Raw genomic sequence first — 15758 nt, forward strand, 5'->3', positions numbered from 1 at the left:
ACCCACGCCATTCCCATGTAGGAGCGCGCCCTGCGCGCGATATCGCGGGCAGGGCCCGCTCCTACAATTTGCTGTGAGGCATGGAGTTTCCTCGGAGCGGACCTTGTCCGCGATAGCCGGACATCCCGGCGCGGATTGCAGGCCGAGCCGGCACGGCTTCCCGTAGGAGCGAGCTTGCTCGCGAACCGCTTCGGCACGGGATCTGTTCGCGAGCAAGCTCGCTCCTACGAAGAGCACGGCAAGACTGCCAACGCTCTGCAGGTGGACATGAAAAAGCCCGGCATCCCCAAAAGGGAATGCCGGGCTTTTTCGGACCTGTCCGACGCTTAGAACGGAATGTCGTCGTCGAAGCTGTCGTAGTCGGCGGCCGGTTGCGGGGCCGGGGCGGCCTGCTGTTGCGGCGCTGGGCGCGGGGCCTGTTGCGGGCGCTGCTGGGGTTCGCGCGGCGCGCGCGGGGCGTCGTCGCCACCGGCGCCCGGACGGCCGCCGAGCAGTTGCATGTTGCCGTTGATGTCCACCACGATCTCGGTGGTGTATTTGTCCTGACCGTCCTGGCCCTGCCACTTGCGGGTGCGCAGGCTGCCTTCGACGTAGATCTGCGAGCCCTTGCGCACGTACTCGGCGACGATCTCCGCCAGGCGGCCGAAGAACACCACGCGGTGCCACTCGGTACGTTCCTGCTGCTGGCCGGTCTGCTTGTCCTTCCAGCTCTCGCTGGTGGCCAGGGTGACGTTGGTCACCGCGTTGCCGTTGGGCAGGTAGCGGGTTTCCGGATCGCCACCGACGTTACCCACCAGAATGACTTTGTTAACCCCACGGGCCATGACGCTCTCCTAAAGGCTTCAGCACGTCGCCGGCTCGGCGCCTGCCAGGCGCTCGAGGGACGTGCGATCCACTTGTTGGGAATCTACTTTGACATAAGCGGCGGCCTCTTCGGCGACCACCATCACATCGCTCACACCGGGCAATGCCTTGAAACGCTCGGCCAACGAGGCATCGCGCAGCGCCTCATCGGACAGGGGCAGGCGGATGCTCGTTACATACGGCGGTTCGCGCATGGTAACAGCAATCGCGAGCCATATGGCAGCCAGCACGGCGCAGCCGATGAACACCCCGTCCAACCCGCCGTGCTGGAACATCCAGCCGCCCAGGATGCCGCCCACGGCGGCGCCGAGGAACTGGCTGGTGGAGTACACGCCCATCGCCGTGCCCTTGCCGCCGGCCGGCGAGACCTTGCTCACCAGAGACGGCAGCGAGGCTTCCAGCAGGTTGAACGCGGTGAAGTAGACGACGATGCCGAACAGCAGTTCCTTCAGGCTGTATCCGAATTCCCAGAAGAACAGCTCGCAGAGCATCAGGGTGGCCACCGCGCCGGCCAGCACGCGCTTCATCTGGCGCTTCTTCTCGGCGTAGATGATGAACGGCACCATGCCGAAGAAGCCCACCAGCAGCGCGGTCAGGTAGACCCACCAGTGTTCTTCCTTGGGCAGCCCGGCGCGCTCCACCAGGGCCAGCGGCAAGGCCACGAAGCTGGCCATGAGGATCGCGTGCAGCACCAGGATGCCGGCGTCCAGGCGCAGCAGCTCGGCGTTCTTCAGCGTCGGCAGCAGCGCCTGGCCGGCGACGCTGGACTCGCGGTGCTGCAGGCGGTGGTCCGGGGTGGGCACGAAGAACAGGATCATCAGCAGGCCGACCAGGGCCATGCCGGCGGTGAACCAGAACAGCCCGTGCAGGCCGAACAAGTGCGTCAGCACGGGGCCGGCGACCATGGCCACGGCGAAGGATACGCCGATGCTCATGCCGATGGTGGCCATGGCCTTGGTGCGGTGCTGCTCGCGGGTCAGGTCCGAGAGCATCGCCATCACCGCCGCGGAGATCGCCCCGGCGCCCTGGATCACCCGCCCGGCGATCACGCCCCAGATGCTGTCGGCGTTGGCCGCCACCGCCGCGCCGAGGGCGAACACCAGCAGCCCGACGACGATGATCGGCCGGCGGCCGATGCGGTCGGACAGGGTGCCCAGGGGAATCTGCAGGATGGCCTGGGTCAGGCCGTAGGCGCCGATGGCCAGGCCGATCAGCGCCGGGGTCGCGCCGGCCAGGTCCTGGCCGTAGGTGGCCAGGACCGGCAGGACCATGAACATGCCGAGCATGCGGAACGCGAAGACCAGGGAAAGGCCGACGGCCGCGCGGGTTTCGGTGCCACTCATGCGCTCAGTGTGGGTGTCGTGCATAAGTCCCTCAGGGGAATGACTGGAGCGGGCTGTGCTTCTTGCCCCCGCAATGGCGTGCCCATCCGTTCCCGGATGGCCGGCTGCCGCCGACGCCGAAAAATAGCCGGGCATTCTAGCAGCCCAGCCGCCCGGAGGCACAGACGCGCCACTTTGCCGCGTACTGCCGGGGAAACGTATACTCAACGGTTTTCGCCCGCCATGCGAGGCCGCTGTGGACAAGATCCTCATCCGTGGGGCACGTACCCACAACCTGAAGAACATCGACCTGACCCTGCCACGCGACAAGCTGATCGTGATCACCGGCCTGTCCGGCTCCGGCAAGTCGTCCCTGGCCTTCGACACCCTCTACGCCGAGGGCCAGCGCCGCTACGTGGAATCCCTGTCGGCCTACGCCCGGCAGTTCCTCTCGATGATGGAAAAACCCGACGTCGACACCATCGAGGGCCTGTCGCCGGCGATTTCCATCGAGCAGAAGTCCACCTCGCACAACCCGCGCTCCACCGTGGGCACCATCACCGAGATCTACGACTACCTGCGCCTGCTCTACGCCCGCGTCGGCATCCCGCGCTGCCCGGACCACGACATCCCGCTGGAGGCGCAGACCGTCAGCCAGATGGTCGACCAGGTGCTGGCGCTGCCCGAGGGCCGCCGGCTGATGCTGCTGGCCCCGGTGATCCGCGAGCGCAAGGGCGAGCACCTGGCGGTGTTCGACGAGATGCGCGCCCAGGGCTTCGTCCGCGCGCGGGTCGACGGCAAGCTCTACGAGCTGGACGAGCTGCCCAAGCTGGACAAGAAGCAGAAGCACTCCATCGACGTGGTGGTGGACCGCTTCAAGGTCCGCGGCGACCTGCAGCAGCGCCTGGCGGAATCCTTCGAGACGGCCATCAACCTGGCCGACGGCATCGCCCTGGTAGCACCGATGGATGGCGAAGAAGGCGAGGAGATGATCTTCTCCGCGCGCTTCGCCTGCCCGGTGTGCGGCCACTCCATCAGCGAGCTGGAACCCAAGCTGTTCTCCTTCAACAACCCCGCCGGCGCCTGCCCCACCTGCGACGGCCTGGGCGTGAAGCAGTTCTTCGACGCGCGCCGGGTGGTCAACGGCGAGCTGACCCTGGCCGAGGGCGCCATCCGTGGCTGGGACAGGCGCAACGTCTATTACTTCCAGATGCTCGGCTCGCTGGCCGCGCATTTCGGCTTCAGCCTGGAGGTGCCCTTCCAGGAACTCTCGCCCGAGCACCAGAAGTTCATCCTCGGCGGCTCGGGGCGCGAGAACGTCGAGTTCCGCTACCTCAACGACCGCGGCGACATCGTCAAGCGCGCGCACCCCTTCGAGGGCATCCTGCCGAACCTGGAGCGCCGCTACCGCGAGACCGAGTCCATGACCGTGCGCGAGGAGCTGGCCAAGTTCCTCAGCACCCAGCCCTGCCCGGACTGCCACGGCACCCGCCTGCGCCGCGAGGCACGCCACGTGTGGGTGGGCGACAAGACGCTGCCGGCGGTCACCGCGATGCCGGTGGGCGAGGCCAGCGAATACGCCGCCGGCCTGACCCTGACCGGCCGCCGCGGCGAGATCGCGGCGAAGATCCTCAAGGAAATCCGCGAGCGCCTGCAGTTCCTGGTCAACGTCGGCCTCGACTACCTGACCCTCGACCGCAGCGCCGACACCCTGTCCGGCGGCGAGGCCCAGCGCATTCGCCTGGCCAGCCAGATCGGCGCCGGCCTGGTGGGCGTGATGTACATCCTCGACGAGCCCTCCATCGGCCTGCACCAGCGCGACAACGAGCGCCTGCTGGCCACCCTCACCCACCTGCGCAACCTGGGCAACACGGTGATAGTGGTGGAGCACGACGAGGACGCCATCCGTCTCGCCGACTACGTGGTGGACATCGGCCCCGGCGCCGGCGTGCATGGCGGGCAGATCGTCGCCGAAGGCACGCCCGAGCAGGTCATGAGCCACCCGGACTCGGTGACCGGCAAGTACCTCTCCGGCCGCCAGAAGATCGTGGTGCCGGCGCAGCGCACGCCGCGCAACAAGAAGCAGCTGCTCAAGCTCAAGGGCGCGCGCGGCAACAACCTGCGCAACGTCAACCTGGAACTCCCGGTCGGCCTGTTCACCTGCGTCACCGGCGTGTCCGGCTCGGGCAAGTCGACGCTGATCAACAACACCCTGTTCCCGATCACCGCCACCGCGCTGAACGGCGCCACCAGCCTGGAAGTCGCGCCCTACGACTCCTTCGACGGCCTGCAGCACCTGGACAAGGTGGTGGACATCGACCAGAGCCCGATCGGCCGCACGCCGCGCTCCAACCCGGCGACCTACACCGGCCTGTTCACCCCGATCCGCGAGCTGTTCGCCGGCGTGCCGGAAGCCCGCTCCCGCGGCTACGGCCCGGGGCGCTTCTCGTTCAACGTCAAGGGCGGCCGTTGCGAAGCCTGCCAGGGCGACGGCGTGATCAAGGTAGAGATGCACTTCCTGCCGGACATCTACGTGCCCTGCGACGTCTGCAAGGGCAAGCGCTACAACCGCGAGACGCTGGAGATCCGCTACAAGGGCAAGAGCATCACCGAGGTGCTGGACATGACCATCGAGGACGCCCGCGCGTTCTTCGACGCCGTGCCGGCCATCGCCCGCAAGCTGCAGACGCTGATCGACGTGGGCCTGTCGTACATCAAGCTGGGGCAGAGCGCGACCACCCTGTCCGGCGGCGAGGCGCAGCGCGTGAAGCTGTCCCGCGAGCTGTCCAAGCGCGACACCGGCAAGACCCTGTACATCCTCGACGAGCCGACCACCGGCCTGCACTTCGCGGATATCCAGCAACTGCTCGACGTGCTGCACCGCCTGCGCGACCACGGCAACACGGTGGTGGTGATCGAGCACAACCTGGACGTGATCAAGACCGCCGACTGGCTGGTCGACCTCGGCCCCGAGGGCGGCTCCAAAGGCGGCCAGATCATCGCCAGCGGCACGCCGGAGCAGGTGGCGGAGATGGAAGCGTCGCACACCGGGCGCTTCCTCAAGCCGCTGCTGGAGCGCGATCGGGCCTGAGCGCTGAAGGGGGCTGTCCGTGCCCCCGGGCGCCGGGGGGGGGCCGGTGAGTCCAATCGCGGACAAAGTCCGCTCCTACGCCCGTGCTTCCTGGAACCGTAGGAGCGGACTCCGTCCGCGATTTCGCGCGCAGGGCGCGCTCCTACATGGCAATGTCATGTCCTGGGGCGGCGTAGGAGCGGATCTTATCCGCGAACCGCGCCTCGACCTCTGGCTAGTCCGCTCCTACCGCATGAGCGAGCGTGGCTTTTCGTAGGATGGCGTTGAGCGAAGCGATACCCATCACCGATGGCCGCATGGGTTTCGCAAGCTCAACCCATCCTACGAAAAGCGCCTCGAAGCAGCCGGCAACCCACATGAAAATGCCGCTTCCCCGTAAAAGGGAAACGGCATTCTCTTTCAAGTGGCCACTGCTACCGCCAAAGCGGCGCCTTTTCTTCCCAGCCCAAGAACATCAGGCCAGATCGAAACGATCCAGGTTCATCACCTTGGTCCAGGCAGCGACGAAGTCCTTGACGAATTTCTCCTTGGCATCGCCACTGGCATAGACCTCGGCCAGCGCCCGCAGCACCGAGTGCGAACCGAAGATCAGGTCGGCACGGGTAGCGGTCCACTTCAGCTCGCCGCCCTTGCGGGCCCGGCCCTCGAAGACCTCCGCGGAACCGTCCACCGGCGCCCAGACGGTCCCCATGTCCAGCAGGTTGACGAAGAAGTCATTGCTGAGCACACCGGGCCGATCGGTGAACACGCCATGGGCGCTACCGTCGTAGTTGGCCCCCAGCATGCGCAGGCCGCCGACGAGCACGGTCATTTCCGGAGCGGTCAGGGTCAGCAACTGGGCCTTGTCGACCAGCAGTGCCTCGGTGGACGCACCGGGATTGGCGCTCTTGTAGTTGCGGAAGCCATCGGCGATGGGCTCGAGCACCTCGAAGGTCTCGACGTCGGTCTGGTCCTGGCGGGCATCCGCGCGGCCCGGGGCGAAGGGCACCTCGATGTTCACGCCGGCAGCCTTGGCAGCCTGCTCGACGCCCACGTTACCGGCCAGCACGATCACGTCGGCCAGCGAAGCCTTGCCGGAGAACCGCTGGATCTCGTCGAGCTTGGCCAATACCTTGGCGAGCTGCTGCGGATTGTTGACCTCCCAATCCTTCTGCGGCGTCAGGCGAATGCGCGCGCCATTGGCGCCGCCACGCTTGTCGCCACCGCGGAAGGTGGAGGCCGAGGCCCAGGCGGTGGAAACCAGCTCGGCGATCGACAGGCCGGACTCGGCGATCTTCGCCTTCAGGTCGGCGATGTCCGCGGCGCTCGGGTTGTGCGTGGCCGGCGGCAGCGGGTCCTGCCAGATCAGGTCTTCCTTCGGCACTTCAGGGCCGAGGTAGCGGGCCTTCGGCCCCATGTCGCGGTGGGTCAGCTTGAACCAGGCGCGGGCGAAGGCGTCGGCGAAGGCCTGCGGATCGTTGAGGAAGCGCTTCGAGATTTTCCCGAATTCCGGATCGAAGCGCAGCGTCAGGTCAGTGGTGAGCATGGTGGGCTTGCGCTTCTTCGACGGATCGAAGGGATCGGGGATGATCTCCGGCGCATCCTTGGCGACCCACTGGATCGCCCCGGCGGGCGAGCGGGTCTGCTCCCATTCGTACTTGAACAGGTTCTCGAAGAAGAAGTTGCTCCACTGGGTGGGCGTCTGCGTCCACACCACCTCGATGCCGGAGGTGATGGCATCGGCACCGCTGCCGGAGCCATAGCTGCTGACCCAGCCGATACCCTGCTGTTCGATGGCGGCGGCTTCGGGCGCCGCGCCTACGTTGTCGCCCGGGCCGGCACCGTGGGTCTTGCCGAGGGTATGGCCACCGGCGATCAGGGCGACGATTTCCTCGTCGTTCATCGCCATGTTGCCGAAGGTCGCGCGGATGGCCGGCGCGGCCGACAACGGGTCGCCGCTGGCATTCGGGCCTTCCGGGTTCACGTAGATCAGGCCCATCTCGGTGGCGGCCAGCGGGTTCTTGGCCAGAGCTTCGGGGTCACGGTGGACCAGCCAGGCCTTTTCGTCGCCCCAGTTGACGTCGGTATCCGGCTCCCAGACATCCTCGCGGCCGGCGCCGAAACCGAAGGTGCGGAAGCCCATGGTCTCCAGGGCCACGTTGCCGGCGAGCACCATCAGGTCGCCCCAGGAAATCTTCTGGCCATACTTCTGCTTGATCGGCCAGAGCAGGCGCCGCGCCTTGTCCAGGCTGACGTTGTCCGGCCAGGAGTTCAGCGGAGCGAAGCGCTGTTGCGCACGGCCGGCGCCGCCGCGGCCGTCGGCGATACGATAGGTCCCGGCGGCGTGCCAGGCCATGCGGATCATCAGGCCACCATAGTGGCCCCAGTCGGCCGGCCACCATTCCTGGGAGTCGGTCATCAGGTGCTTCAAGTCGGCCTTCAGGGCCGAGTAGTCGAGTTTCTTGAACTCGTCGCGGTAGTTGAACTTCTCACCCAACGGGTTGGATCTTTCCGAATGCTGGTTCAGTACGTCCAGCTTCAGTTGGTTCGGCCACCAGTCCTCGTTGGTAGTACCGCCACCAGCAACATAATGGAACGGGCATTTCGATTCATTCGACATTGCTTTCTCCTTTGTCCTCATCGGGTCGGTCTGGTCGACAGCTGCCGACGGTGGATTAAGACTAGTACCGCTCCGCTGGAGGGACCAATTTATGAAAAGCAACGGCACGATAGTTTTTATCTCTTACCAGAACCGTGCGTGATAGCCTCCCGAACAGCGGAAATACAGCACCGAAATCCCCCCTTGGCGGCGCCTGGTGGAAACAAAAAAGCCCCTGCGACCGACGGACGCGAGGGGCTTCTTTCATTGCGGACGAAACCTCATATCTGCGACTGCAGGTAGTTCTCCAGGCCCATCTTGGCGATCAGCCCGAGTTGCTGCTCCAGCCAGTAGGCGTGGTCTTCCTCGGTGTCGGCCAACTGGACCTTGAGGATGTCGCGGCTGACGAAGTCCTTGTGCTGTTCGCACAGCGCGATGCCCTTGGCCAGGGCCGCACGCACCTGGCGCTCCAGCTTGAGATCGGCTTCGAGCATTTCCGGCACGGTACGGCCCGGGTGGATATCGTCGGGACGCATGCGCGGCGTGCCTTCCAGCAACAGGATGCGGCGGATCAGGGCGTCGGCGTGCTGGGTTTCCTCTTCCATCTCGTGGTTGAGGCGCTCGTAGAGCTTGGCGAAGCCCCAGTCCTCGTACATGCGCGAGTGGATGAAGTACTGGTCGCGCGCGGCCAGCTCGCCGGTCAGCAGGGTATTGAGGTAGTCGATTACTTCAGCATGGCCTTGCATCAGTCAGCTCCATGAGTCCGATGAGGAATTGAAGAGAATTGGCGCCTCGACGACCATGATCCGCATCAAGTCGAGGATAGTCCCACCGGCGCCATAGCGCCTTGCCAGACGCGCAGATCATGGGCCGAAGGGAACGAGATACATTTCCAGCGGGCAATAAAAAACCGGGCCAAGGCCCGGTTTTTCATGAGTGGCTTTCGCCTTACTCAGCAGCTTCAACCGCTTCGCCGCCTACAGCACGATCAACCAGCTCGACGTACGCCATGGGGGCGTTGTCGCCAGCGCGGAAACCGCACTTGAGGATGCGCAGGTAGCCGCCCGGACGGTTGGCGTAGCGCTTGCCCAGCTCGTTGAACAGCTTGCCTACGGCAGCTTTCGAACGGGTACGGTCGAAAGCCAGACGACGGTTGGCGACGCTGTCTTCCTTGGCCAGGGTGATCAGCGGCTCGGCAACGCGACGCAGTTCCTTGGCCTTGGGCAGGGTGGTTTTGATCAGTTCGTGTTCGAACAGCGACACAGCCATGTTCTGGAACATAGCCTTGCGGTGCGCGCTGGTGCGGCTCAGGTGACGACCACTTTTACGATGGCGCATGGTTCAATTCCTTTCCAAACTTTACGTTCGGTAGCTACGACGATCAGGCAGTAGCCTTGTCGTCTTTCTTAAGACTTGCCGGCGGCCAGTTGTCGAGGCGCATACCGAGGGACAGACCGCGAGAGGCCAGAACGTCCTTGATTTCGGTCAGGGACTTCTTGCCCAGGTTCGGAGTTTTCAGCAGCTCTACTTCGGTGCGCTGGATCAGGTCACCGATGTAGTAGATGTTCTCCGCCTTCAGGCAGTTGGCCGAACGAACGGTCAGCTCCAGGTCATCGACCGGACGCAGCAGGATCGGATCGATCTCGTCTTCCTGCTCTTCAACGACGGGTTCGCTGTCGCCCTTGAGGTCCACGAACGCTGCCAGCTGCTGTTGCAGGATGGTAGCGGCGCGACGGATAGCCTCTTCGGGGTCCAGGGTGCCGTTGGTTTCCAGATCGAGGACCAGCTTGTCCAGGTTGGTACGCTGTTCGACACGGGCGTTCTCGACCACGTAGGCAACACGACGTACGGGGCTGAACGAGGCGTCGAGCTGCAGACGGCCGATGCTGCGGCTTTCGTCTTCATCGCTCGAGCGGGCATCAGCCGGCTCGTAGCCACGGCCACGAGCGACTTTCAGCTTCATGTTCAGCGCGCCGTTATCGGCCAGGTGGGCGATAACATGGTCACCGTTGACGATCTCGACATCATGATCCAGCTGAATATCGGCAGCGGTCACCACACCCGAGCCCTTTTTCGCCAGGGTCAGCGTCACTTCGTCACGGCCGTGCAGCTTGATGGCCAGACCTTTCAGGTTGAGCAGGATTTCGATGACGTCTTCCTGAACACCTTCGATCGCCGAGTACTCGTGGAGTACGCCGTCGATCTCGGCCTCGACCACTGCACAGCCGGGCATGGAGGACAACAGGATGCGACGCAGCGCGTTGCCCAGGGTATGGCCGAAGCCACGCTCGAGAGGCTCGAGCGTGATCTTGGCGCGGGTTTGGCTGACCACCTGCACATCGATGTGGCGGGGGGTCAGGAACTCATTTACCGAACTCTGCATGGATGCACCTATTTTCTAGCCCTTACTTGGAGTAGAGCTCGACAATCAGGTTTTCGTTGATGTCGGCGGACAGGTCGGCACGAGCCGGAACGCTCTTGAAGGTACCGGCCTTCTTGTCGGTGTCCACTTCGACCCACTCAACGCGACCGCGCTGGGCGCACAGTTCGAGGGCTTGAGCGATACGCAGCTGGTTCTTCGATTTCTCGCGAACAGCAACGACGTCGCCGGCCTTCACCTGATAGGACGGGATGTTGACGGTCTGACCGTTCACGCTGATGGTCTTGTGGGACACCAGCTGACGGGATTCCGAACGGGTGGAGCCGAAGCCCATACGATAGACGACGTTGTCCAGACGGCATTCCAGCAGTTGCAGCAGGTTCTCACCAGTGGAGCCCTTGCGGCGGGAAGCCTCTTGGTAGTAGCCACGGAACTGACGCTCCAGAACGCCGTAGATGCGGCGAACTTTCTGCTTCTCACGCAGCTGCAGACCGTAGTCGGACAGACGGCCACGGCGAGCGCCGTGCTGGCCAGGAACCTGTTCGGCCTTGCACTTGGAGTCCAGAGCGCGAGCGCCGCTCTTCAGGAACAGGTCGGTGCCTTCACGGCGAGACAGTTTGCATTTGGGACCAATGTAACGAGCCATTTCTCACTGTCTCCTATTACACGCGACGCTTTTTCGGCGGGCGGCAGCCGTTGTGCGGGATCGGGGTTACGTCGGTGATGCTGGCGATCTTGTAACCGCAGGCATTCAGCGCACGAACAGCCGATTCGCGACCCGGGCCCGGGCCTTTGACGTTGACGTCAAGGTTCTTCAGACCGTATTCCAGAGCAGCCTGGCCGGCACGCTCGGCCGCTACCTGGGCAGCGAACGGGGTGCTCTTACGCGAGCCGCGGAAGCCCGAACCACCGGAGGTGGCCCAGGACAGGGCGTTGCCCTGACGGTCGGTGATGGTAACGATGGTGTTGTTGAAGGACGCGTGGATATGCGCGATCCCGTCAACCACCGTCTTTTTGACTTTCTTGCGAGGACGAGCAGCAGGTTTTGCCATGACTATATTCCTAAGCGATTACTTGCGGATCGGCTTACGCGGGCCCTTACGGGTGCGCGCGTTGGTCTTGGTACGCTGACCGCGAACCGGCAGACCGCGACGATGACGCAGACCGCGGTAGCAACCGAGGTCCATCAGACGCTTGATGTTCATGTTGATTTCGCGGCGCAGGTCACCTTCGGTGGTCAGCTTGGCCACCTCGTTGCGCAGCGAATCGATCTGCTCTTCGCTCAGTTCCTTGATCTTTACTACCGGGCTGATGCCAGTGGCAGCGCAGATGCTCTGTGCGGTGGTGCGACCTACACCATAGATGTAGGTCAGCGAGATAACAGTGTGCTTGTTATCCGGAATGTTTACGCCTGCAATACGGGCCATTCAGAAAAACTCCAATTGACAGCTACCCGGCGCCCAGGAAGCCAAGAAAGGGCGCGGATATTAGCGCTGTAATAACAAATAATCAACCCGGCAGCGCACTAGCTGCCGGGCTATAACGCGTGGTTCACACTCAGCCTTGGCGCTGCTTGTGACGCGGCTCCGCGCTGCAGATCACGCGAACGACGCCTTCGCGACGGATGATCTTGCAGTTGCGGCACAGCTTCTTAACCGATGCACGAACTTTCATCAGTGACTCCTACTAACCTTACGGGCCGGTCAGCGCAGCATGCTGCTGCCGCCATAACCCTTCAGGTTGGCTTTCTTCATGAGGGATTCGTACTGGTGAGAAACGAGGTGCGATTGTACTTGGGCCATAAAGTCCATCACAACCACGACCACGATCAGCAACGAGGTCCCGCCGAGGTAGAACGGAACGTGGGCAGCCACCACCAGGAACTGGGGCAACAGGCACACCGCCGTCATGTACAGGGCACCGAACATGGTCAAACGGGTCAGCACGCCATCGATGTAGCGAGCGGACTGTTCGCCCGGACGGATACCCGGAATAAATGCACCGGACTTCTTGAGGTTTTCCGCCACGTCCTTGGGATTGAACATCAGCGCTGTGTAGAAGAAGCAGAAGAAGATGATCCCTGCACTAAACAGCAGAATGTTCAGCGGCTGCCCCGGCGCGATCGCTTGCGCGACGTCCTGCAGCCAACCCAGGCCCTCCGACTGACCGAACCAGGCGCCCAGGGACGCCGGGAACAGCAGGATGCTGCTGGCGAAGATGGCCGGGATCACGCCCGCCATGTTCACTTTCAGCGGCAGATGGCTGGTTTGCGCGGCAAACACCTTGCGACCTTGCTGGCGCTTGGCGTAATGCACGGCGATGCGGCGCTGACCGCGCTCGATGAACACCACGAACGCGATGATCGCGACGGCCAGCAGGCCGACGGAGATCAGGGCGAAGATGTTGATGTCACCTTGGCGGGCGGACTCGAAAGACTGCCCGATGGCGCGCGGCAGGCCGGCGACGATCCCGGAGAAGATCAGCATGGAGATACCATTGCCGACGCCCCGCTCGGTGATCTGCTCGCCCAGCCACATCATGAACAGCGCACCCGCCACGAAGGTGGTGACTGCCACGAAGTAGAAGCCGAAGTCATTGGAGAAGGCCACGCCCTGGCTGCCCAGACCAACGGCCATGCCGATGGCCTGGACGAGTGCCAGGACGAGCGTTGCGTAGCGGGTGTACTGGCTGATCTTGCGACGCCCAGACTCACCCTCTTTCTTCAACTGCTCCAGCTGCGGGCTGATAGCGGTCATGAGCTGCATGATGATCGATGCCGAGATGTACGGCATGATCCCCAGTGCGAAGATGCTCATGCGCTCCAGCGCGCCGCCGGAAAACATGTTGAAGAGGCTAAGAATGGTCCCCTCGTTCTGCCGGAACAGTGCCGCCAAGCGATCGGGGTTGATGCCCGGAACCGGGATGTGCGCACCTATCCGGTAGACGATGATCGCCAGGAACAGGAAACGCAGACGTGCCCAGAGCTCGGACAGACCACCACCGTTGCTCAGCGCAGAGAGAGCACCTTGCTTAGCCATTTAGTCCTCGAATTTGCCGCCAGCTGCTTCGATAGCCGCACGAGCGCCTTTGGTGGCGCCGATGCCCTTCAGGGTAACCGCGCGGGCAACTTCACCGGACAGCACGACTTTGACGCGCTGTACGTTGCGGTTGATCACGTTGGCATCCTTCAGGGATTGCACGGTGACTACGTCGCCTTCGACCTTGGCCAGCTCGGAGGTACGAACCTCGGCGCGATCCAGGGCCTTCAGGGACTTGAAGCCGAACTTCGGCAGACGGCGGTGCAGCGGCTGCTGGCCACCCTCGAAGCCCGGGGCGATGGTGCCGCCGGAGCGCGAGGTCTGACCTTTGTGGCCACGGCCACCGGTCTTGCCCAGACCGCTACCGATGCCACGGCCCGGACGCAGCTTCTCGCGACGGGCACCCGGCGCGGAACGCAGATCGTTCAGTTGCATGGATTAACCCTCCACACGCAGCAGGTAGTAGGCCTTGTTGATCATGCCGCGGTTCTCAGGAGTGTCCTGAACTTCGACGGTATGATTGATGCGACGCAGGCCGAGGCCTTTGACGCAAGCCTTGTGATTGGCCAGACGGCCGTTCAGGCTTTTGATCAGGGTAACTTTGACAGTTGCCATGGTTAGAGAATCTCCTCGACGCTCTTGCCACGCTTGGCCGCTACCGACTCAGGGGACTGCATGTTCTTCAGGCCCTTGAAGGTGGCGTAAACCACGTTCACCGGGTTGGTCGAACCGTAGCACTTGGCCAGAACGTTCTGCACACCGGCCACTTCCAGGACGGCACGCATGGCGCCGCCGGCGATGATGCCGGTACCTTCGGAAGCCGGCTGCATGTACACCTTGGAGGCGCCATGGGCGGACTTGGTCGGGTACTGCAGGGTGGTGCCGTTCAGATCCACCTGGATCATGTTGCGGCGGGCAGCTTCCATGGCCTTCTGGATGGCGGCAGGCACTTCACGCGCCTTGCCACGACCGAAGCCAACACGGCCCTTGCCATCGCCAACCACGGTCAGCGCGGTGAAGGCGAAGATACGGCCACCTTTTACGGTTTTGGCGACGCGGTTAACTTGAACCAGCTTCTCGATGTAGCCTTCGTCGCGCTTTTGATCGTTGTTTGCCATAACTTAGAACTCCAGACCGCCTTCGCGAGCGGCATCAGCCAGGGCCTTGATGCGGCCGTGGTACTTGAAGCCAGAACGGTCGAACGCCACCTGAGTGACGCCGGCAGCCTTGGCGCGTTCGGCGACCAGTTGACCAACTTTCTTGGCTGCGTCGACGTTGCCGGTGGCACCTTCGCGCAGTTCCTTGTCCAGGGTCGAGGCGCTGGCCAGGACCTTGCCGCCGTCGGCCGCGATGACCTGGGCGTAAATGTGCTGGGAGGAGCGGTACACGCAAAGGCGTACGGCTTCCAGCTCGCGCATCTTCAGGCGTGCCTTGCGAGCGCGACGCAGACGGGTTTCTTTCTTGACGCTCATTTGCTATGCCCTACTTCTTCTTGGCTTCTTTACGAAGTACGACTTCGTCCGAATACCGCACGCCCTTGCCTTTGTACGGCTCCGGCGGACGGAAATCGCGGATCTCCGCGGCAACCTGGCCGACCAGCTGCTTGTCGATGCCCTTGATCAGGATATCGGTCTGGCTGGGGGTTTCGGCGACGATGCCGGCGGGCAGTTCGTAATCGACCGGATGGGAGAAGCCGAGGGCCAGGGACAGCACTTGGCCTTTGGCCTGCGCCTTGTAACCAACGCCGACCAGCTGGAGCTTGCGCTCGAAGCCCTGGCTGACGCCGATCACCATGTTGTTGACCAGGGCGCGGGTGGTACCGGCCATGGCACGGGTCTGCTGGTCGCCGTTACGGGCAGCGAAACGCAGCTCACCGTTGTCCTGGATGACTTCTACGGACGGGTGGACTTTCAGCTCGAGGGAGCCTTTGGAGCCCTTGACCGAGAGTTCCTGACCAGCCAGCTTGATTTCAACGCCGGCGGGCAGTTTGACGGGGTTCTTAGCAACGCGAGACATGCTGATTCCCCTTAGAACACAGTGCAGAGCACTTCGCCACCAACGCCAGCGGCACGGGCAGCGCGGTCGGTCATCACACCTTTGTTGGTGGAGACGATCGACACACCCAGACCGCCGCGAACTTTCGGCAGCTGATCTACGGACTTGTACTGGCGCAGGCCAGGACGGCTGATTCGCTTCACTTCTTCGATGACGGGTTTGCCTTCGAAGTACTTCAGCTCGATGGACAGCTGAGGCTTGGCCTCGGCGCTGACCTGATAGTCCGCAATGTAACCTTCGTCCTTGAGGACTTTGGCTACTGCCGCCTTCAGCTTGGAAGACGGCATGCTCACGACGGTCTTCTCAGCCATCTGGGCATTACGGATGCGAGTTAGCATGTCTGCTAACGGGTCCTGCATACTCATGGGCTTAATGCTCCTGATACAAAAGATAAGCCTTCAACGATACTCACCCTCAAAACACAGGGCGA

General features: G+C 63.4%; 19 protein-coding genes. 2 read left to right on the forward strand and 17 right to left on the reverse strand.

Annotation, left to right across the window (positions count from 1 at the left end):
- Positions 1 to 174: 174 nt before the first annotated feature.
- Positions 175 to 330, forward strand: a complete 156-nt coding sequence (locus M8R19_RS12360) for a hypothetical protein (RefSeq protein ID WP_249917946.1) — start codon at positions 175 to 177, stop codon at positions 328 to 330.
- Here M8R19_RS12360 and ssb read toward each other — a convergent pair.
- Together ssb and M8R19_RS12370 are read right to left on the reverse strand one after the other, a co-directional pair.
- The gene (gene ssb / locus M8R19_RS12365) at positions 327 to 824 is read right to left on the reverse strand and encodes a single-stranded DNA-binding protein (protein WP_249917947.1); all 498 of its coding nucleotides are present in this window, start codon (positions 822 to 824) and stop codon (positions 327 to 329) included. The two genes, M8R19_RS12360 and ssb, sit on opposite strands and share 4 nt — an antisense overlap.
- An 18-nt stretch (positions 825 to 842) precedes the next feature.
- Complete coding sequence (locus tag M8R19_RS12370) at positions 843 to 2231, reverse strand: MFS transporter (RefSeq protein WP_043315336.1); 1389 nt, start codon at positions 2229 to 2231, stop codon at positions 843 to 845.
- A gap of 211 nt (positions 2232 to 2442) precedes the next feature.
- On the opposite strand from M8R19_RS12370, the gene uvrA reads away from it, so the two are divergent.
- Positions 2443 to 5277 carry an excinuclease ABC subunit UvrA gene (gene uvrA, locus M8R19_RS12375; protein ID WP_074985982.1) on the forward strand — a complete coding sequence of 945 codons (2835 nt, stop codon included), beginning with the start codon at positions 2443 to 2445 and terminating at the stop codon, positions 5275 to 5277.
- 454 nt (positions 5278 to 5731) lie between these two features.
- Here uvrA and katG read toward each other — a convergent pair whose 3' ends face one another.
- From katG to rpsH, 15 genes are all read right to left on the reverse strand, one after another.
- Positions 5732 to 7876 carry a catalase/peroxidase HPI gene (gene katG / locus M8R19_RS12380; protein WP_249917948.1) on the reverse strand — a complete coding sequence of 715 codons (2145 nt, stop codon included), beginning with the start codon at positions 7874 to 7876 and terminating at the stop codon, positions 5732 to 5734.
- A 260-nt stretch (positions 7877 to 8136) separates the two neighbouring features.
- The gene (bfr, locus tag M8R19_RS12385; protein ID WP_074985978.1) at positions 8137 to 8601 is read right to left on the reverse strand and encodes a bacterioferritin; all 465 of its coding nucleotides are present in this window, start codon (positions 8599 to 8601) and stop codon (positions 8137 to 8139) included.
- Between the two features lie 202 nt (positions 8602 to 8803).
- Positions 8804 to 9193, reverse strand: a complete 390-nt coding sequence (gene rplQ, locus M8R19_RS12390) for a 50S ribosomal protein L17 (RefSeq protein ID WP_009617183.1) — start codon at positions 9191 to 9193, stop codon at positions 8804 to 8806.
- A gap of 43 nt (positions 9194 to 9236) precedes the next feature.
- Positions 9237 to 10238 carry a DNA-directed RNA polymerase subunit alpha gene (locus tag M8R19_RS12395; RefSeq protein ID WP_009617182.1) on the reverse strand — a complete coding sequence of 334 codons (1002 nt, stop codon included), beginning with the start codon at positions 10236 to 10238 and terminating at the stop codon, positions 9237 to 9239.
- A gap of 22 nt (positions 10239 to 10260) precedes the next feature.
- Positions 10261 to 10881 carry a 30S ribosomal protein S4 gene (rpsD, locus tag M8R19_RS12400; protein WP_009617181.1) on the reverse strand — a complete coding sequence of 207 codons (621 nt, stop codon included), beginning with the start codon at positions 10879 to 10881 and terminating at the stop codon, positions 10261 to 10263.
- A 16-nt stretch (positions 10882 to 10897) separates the two neighbouring features.
- Positions 10898 to 11287: a 30S ribosomal protein S11 gene (rpsK, locus tag M8R19_RS12405; RefSeq protein ID WP_003093689.1), complete on the reverse strand. Its 390-nt coding sequence runs from the start codon at positions 11285 to 11287 to the stop codon at positions 10898 to 10900.
- An 18-nt stretch (positions 11288 to 11305) separates the two neighbouring features.
- Positions 11306 to 11662 (reverse strand): 30S ribosomal protein S13, encoded by a 357-nt coding sequence (rpsM, locus tag M8R19_RS12410; protein WP_074985975.1) that lies wholly within the window; start codon positions 11660 to 11662, stop codon positions 11306 to 11308.
- Positions 11663 to 11792: 130 nt separating this feature from the next.
- Positions 11793 to 11909 carry a 50S ribosomal protein L36 gene (gene rpmJ / locus M8R19_RS12415; RefSeq protein WP_002555468.1) on the reverse strand — a complete coding sequence of 39 codons (117 nt, stop codon included), beginning with the start codon at positions 11907 to 11909 and terminating at the stop codon, positions 11793 to 11795.
- 29 nt (positions 11910 to 11938) lie between these two features.
- Complete coding sequence (secY, locus tag M8R19_RS12420; RefSeq protein WP_074985972.1) at positions 11939 to 13273, reverse strand: preprotein translocase subunit SecY; 1335 nt, start codon at positions 13271 to 13273, stop codon at positions 11939 to 11941.
- A complete protein-coding gene (gene rplO / locus M8R19_RS12425) occupies positions 13274 to 13708 on the reverse strand; it encodes a 50S ribosomal protein L15 (protein ID WP_074985970.1) in 435 nt (144 codons plus the stop codon). It abuts the gene before it with no gap.
- Positions 13709 to 13711: 3 nt separating this feature from the next.
- Entirely contained in the window at positions 13712 to 13888 is a 177-nt protein-coding gene (gene rpmD / locus M8R19_RS12430; RefSeq protein ID WP_009617174.1) for a 50S ribosomal protein L30, read from the reverse strand.
- A 2-nt stretch (positions 13889 to 13890) separates the two neighbouring features.
- Positions 13891 to 14391, reverse strand: a complete 501-nt coding sequence (gene rpsE, locus M8R19_RS12435) for a 30S ribosomal protein S5 (RefSeq protein ID WP_009617173.1) — start codon at positions 14389 to 14391, stop codon at positions 13891 to 13893.
- Positions 14392 to 14394: 3 nt separating this feature from the next.
- Positions 14395 to 14745, reverse strand: coding sequence for a 50S ribosomal protein L18 (gene rplR / locus M8R19_RS12440; RefSeq protein WP_009617172.1), 351 nt, complete (start codon positions 14743 to 14745; stop codon positions 14395 to 14397).
- Positions 14746 to 14755: 10 nt separating this feature from the next.
- Positions 14756 to 15289, reverse strand: coding sequence for a 50S ribosomal protein L6 (gene rplF, locus M8R19_RS12445; protein WP_009617171.1), 534 nt, complete (start codon positions 15287 to 15289; stop codon positions 14756 to 14758).
- 11 nt (positions 15290 to 15300) lie between these two features.
- On the reverse strand, positions 15301 to 15693 hold the full coding sequence (gene rpsH / locus M8R19_RS12450) for a 30S ribosomal protein S8 (protein ID WP_009617170.1): 393 nt from the start codon (positions 15691 to 15693) through the stop codon (positions 15301 to 15303).
- Positions 15694 to 15758: the final 65 nt, after the last annotated feature.

The sequence above is a fragment of the Pseudomonas sp. R3.Fl genome, assembly GCF_023516765.1.
GTDB lineage: Bacteria > Pseudomonadota > Gammaproteobacteria > Pseudomonadales > Pseudomonadaceae > Pseudomonas > Pseudomonas citronellolis.

What these genes read in the sequence shown, in the direction of transcription:
- rpmJ (WP_002555468.1), bottom strand. Translation starts at nt 11,909, where the DNA reads ATGAAAGTTCGTGCATCGGTTAAGAAGCTGTGCCGCAACTGCAAGATC.
- rpsD (WP_009617181.1), bottom strand. Translation starts at nt 10,881, where the DNA reads ATGGCTCGTTACATTGGTCCCAAATGCAAACTGTCTCGCCGTGAAGGC.
- secY (WP_074985972.1), bottom strand. Translation starts at nt 13,273, where the DNA reads ATGGCTAAGCAAGGTGCTCTCTCTGCGCTGAGCAACGGTGGTGGTCTG.
- katG (WP_249917948.1), bottom strand. Translation starts at nt 7,876, where the DNA reads ATGTCGAATGAATCGAAATGCCCGTTCCATTATGTTGCTGGTGGCGGT.
- rplO (WP_074985970.1), bottom strand. Translation starts at nt 13,708, where the DNA reads ATGCAACTGAACGATCTGCGTTCCGCGCCGGGTGCCCGTCGCGAGAAG.
- rplQ (WP_009617183.1), bottom strand. Translation starts at nt 9,193, where the DNA reads ATGCGCCATCGTAAAAGTGGTCGTCACCTGAGCCGCACCAGCGCGCAC.
- ssb (WP_249917947.1), bottom strand. Translation starts at nt 824, where the DNA reads ATGGCCCGTGGGGTTAACAAAGTCATTCTGGTGGGTAACGTCGGTGGC.
- rplR (WP_009617172.1), bottom strand. Translation starts at nt 14,745, where the DNA reads ATGAGCGTCAAGAAAGAAACCCGTCTGCGTCGCGCTCGCAAGGCACGC.
- rpsK (WP_003093689.1), bottom strand. Translation starts at nt 11,287, where the DNA reads ATGGCAAAACCTGCTGCTCGTCCTCGCAAGAAAGTCAAAAAGACGGTG.
- rpsH (WP_009617170.1), bottom strand. Translation starts at nt 15,693, where the DNA reads ATGAGTATGCAGGACCCGTTAGCAGACATGCTAACTCGCATCCGTAAT.
- rpsE (WP_009617173.1), bottom strand. Translation starts at nt 14,391, where the DNA reads ATGGCAAACAACGATCAAAAGCGCGACGAAGGCTACATCGAGAAGCTG.
- rpsM (WP_074985975.1), bottom strand. Translation starts at nt 11,662, where the DNA reads ATGGCCCGTATTGCAGGCGTAAACATTCCGGATAACAAGCACACTGTT.
- rpmD (WP_009617174.1), bottom strand. Translation starts at nt 13,888, where the DNA reads ATGGCAACTGTCAAAGTTACCCTGATCAAAAGCCTGAACGGCCGTCTG.
- M8R19_RS12395 (WP_009617182.1), bottom strand. Translation starts at nt 10,238, where the DNA reads ATGCAGAGTTCGGTAAATGAGTTCCTGACCCCCCGCCACATCGATGTG.
- bfr (WP_074985978.1), bottom strand. Translation starts at nt 8,601, where the DNA reads ATGCAAGGCCATGCTGAAGTAATCGACTACCTCAATACCCTGCTGACC.
- rplF (WP_009617171.1), bottom strand. Translation starts at nt 15,289, where the DNA reads ATGTCTCGCGTTGCTAAGAACCCCGTCAAACTGCCCGCCGGCGTTGAA.
- M8R19_RS12370 (WP_043315336.1), bottom strand. Translation starts at nt 2,231, where the DNA reads ATGCACGACACCCACACTGAGCGCATGAGTGGCACCGAAACCCGCGCG.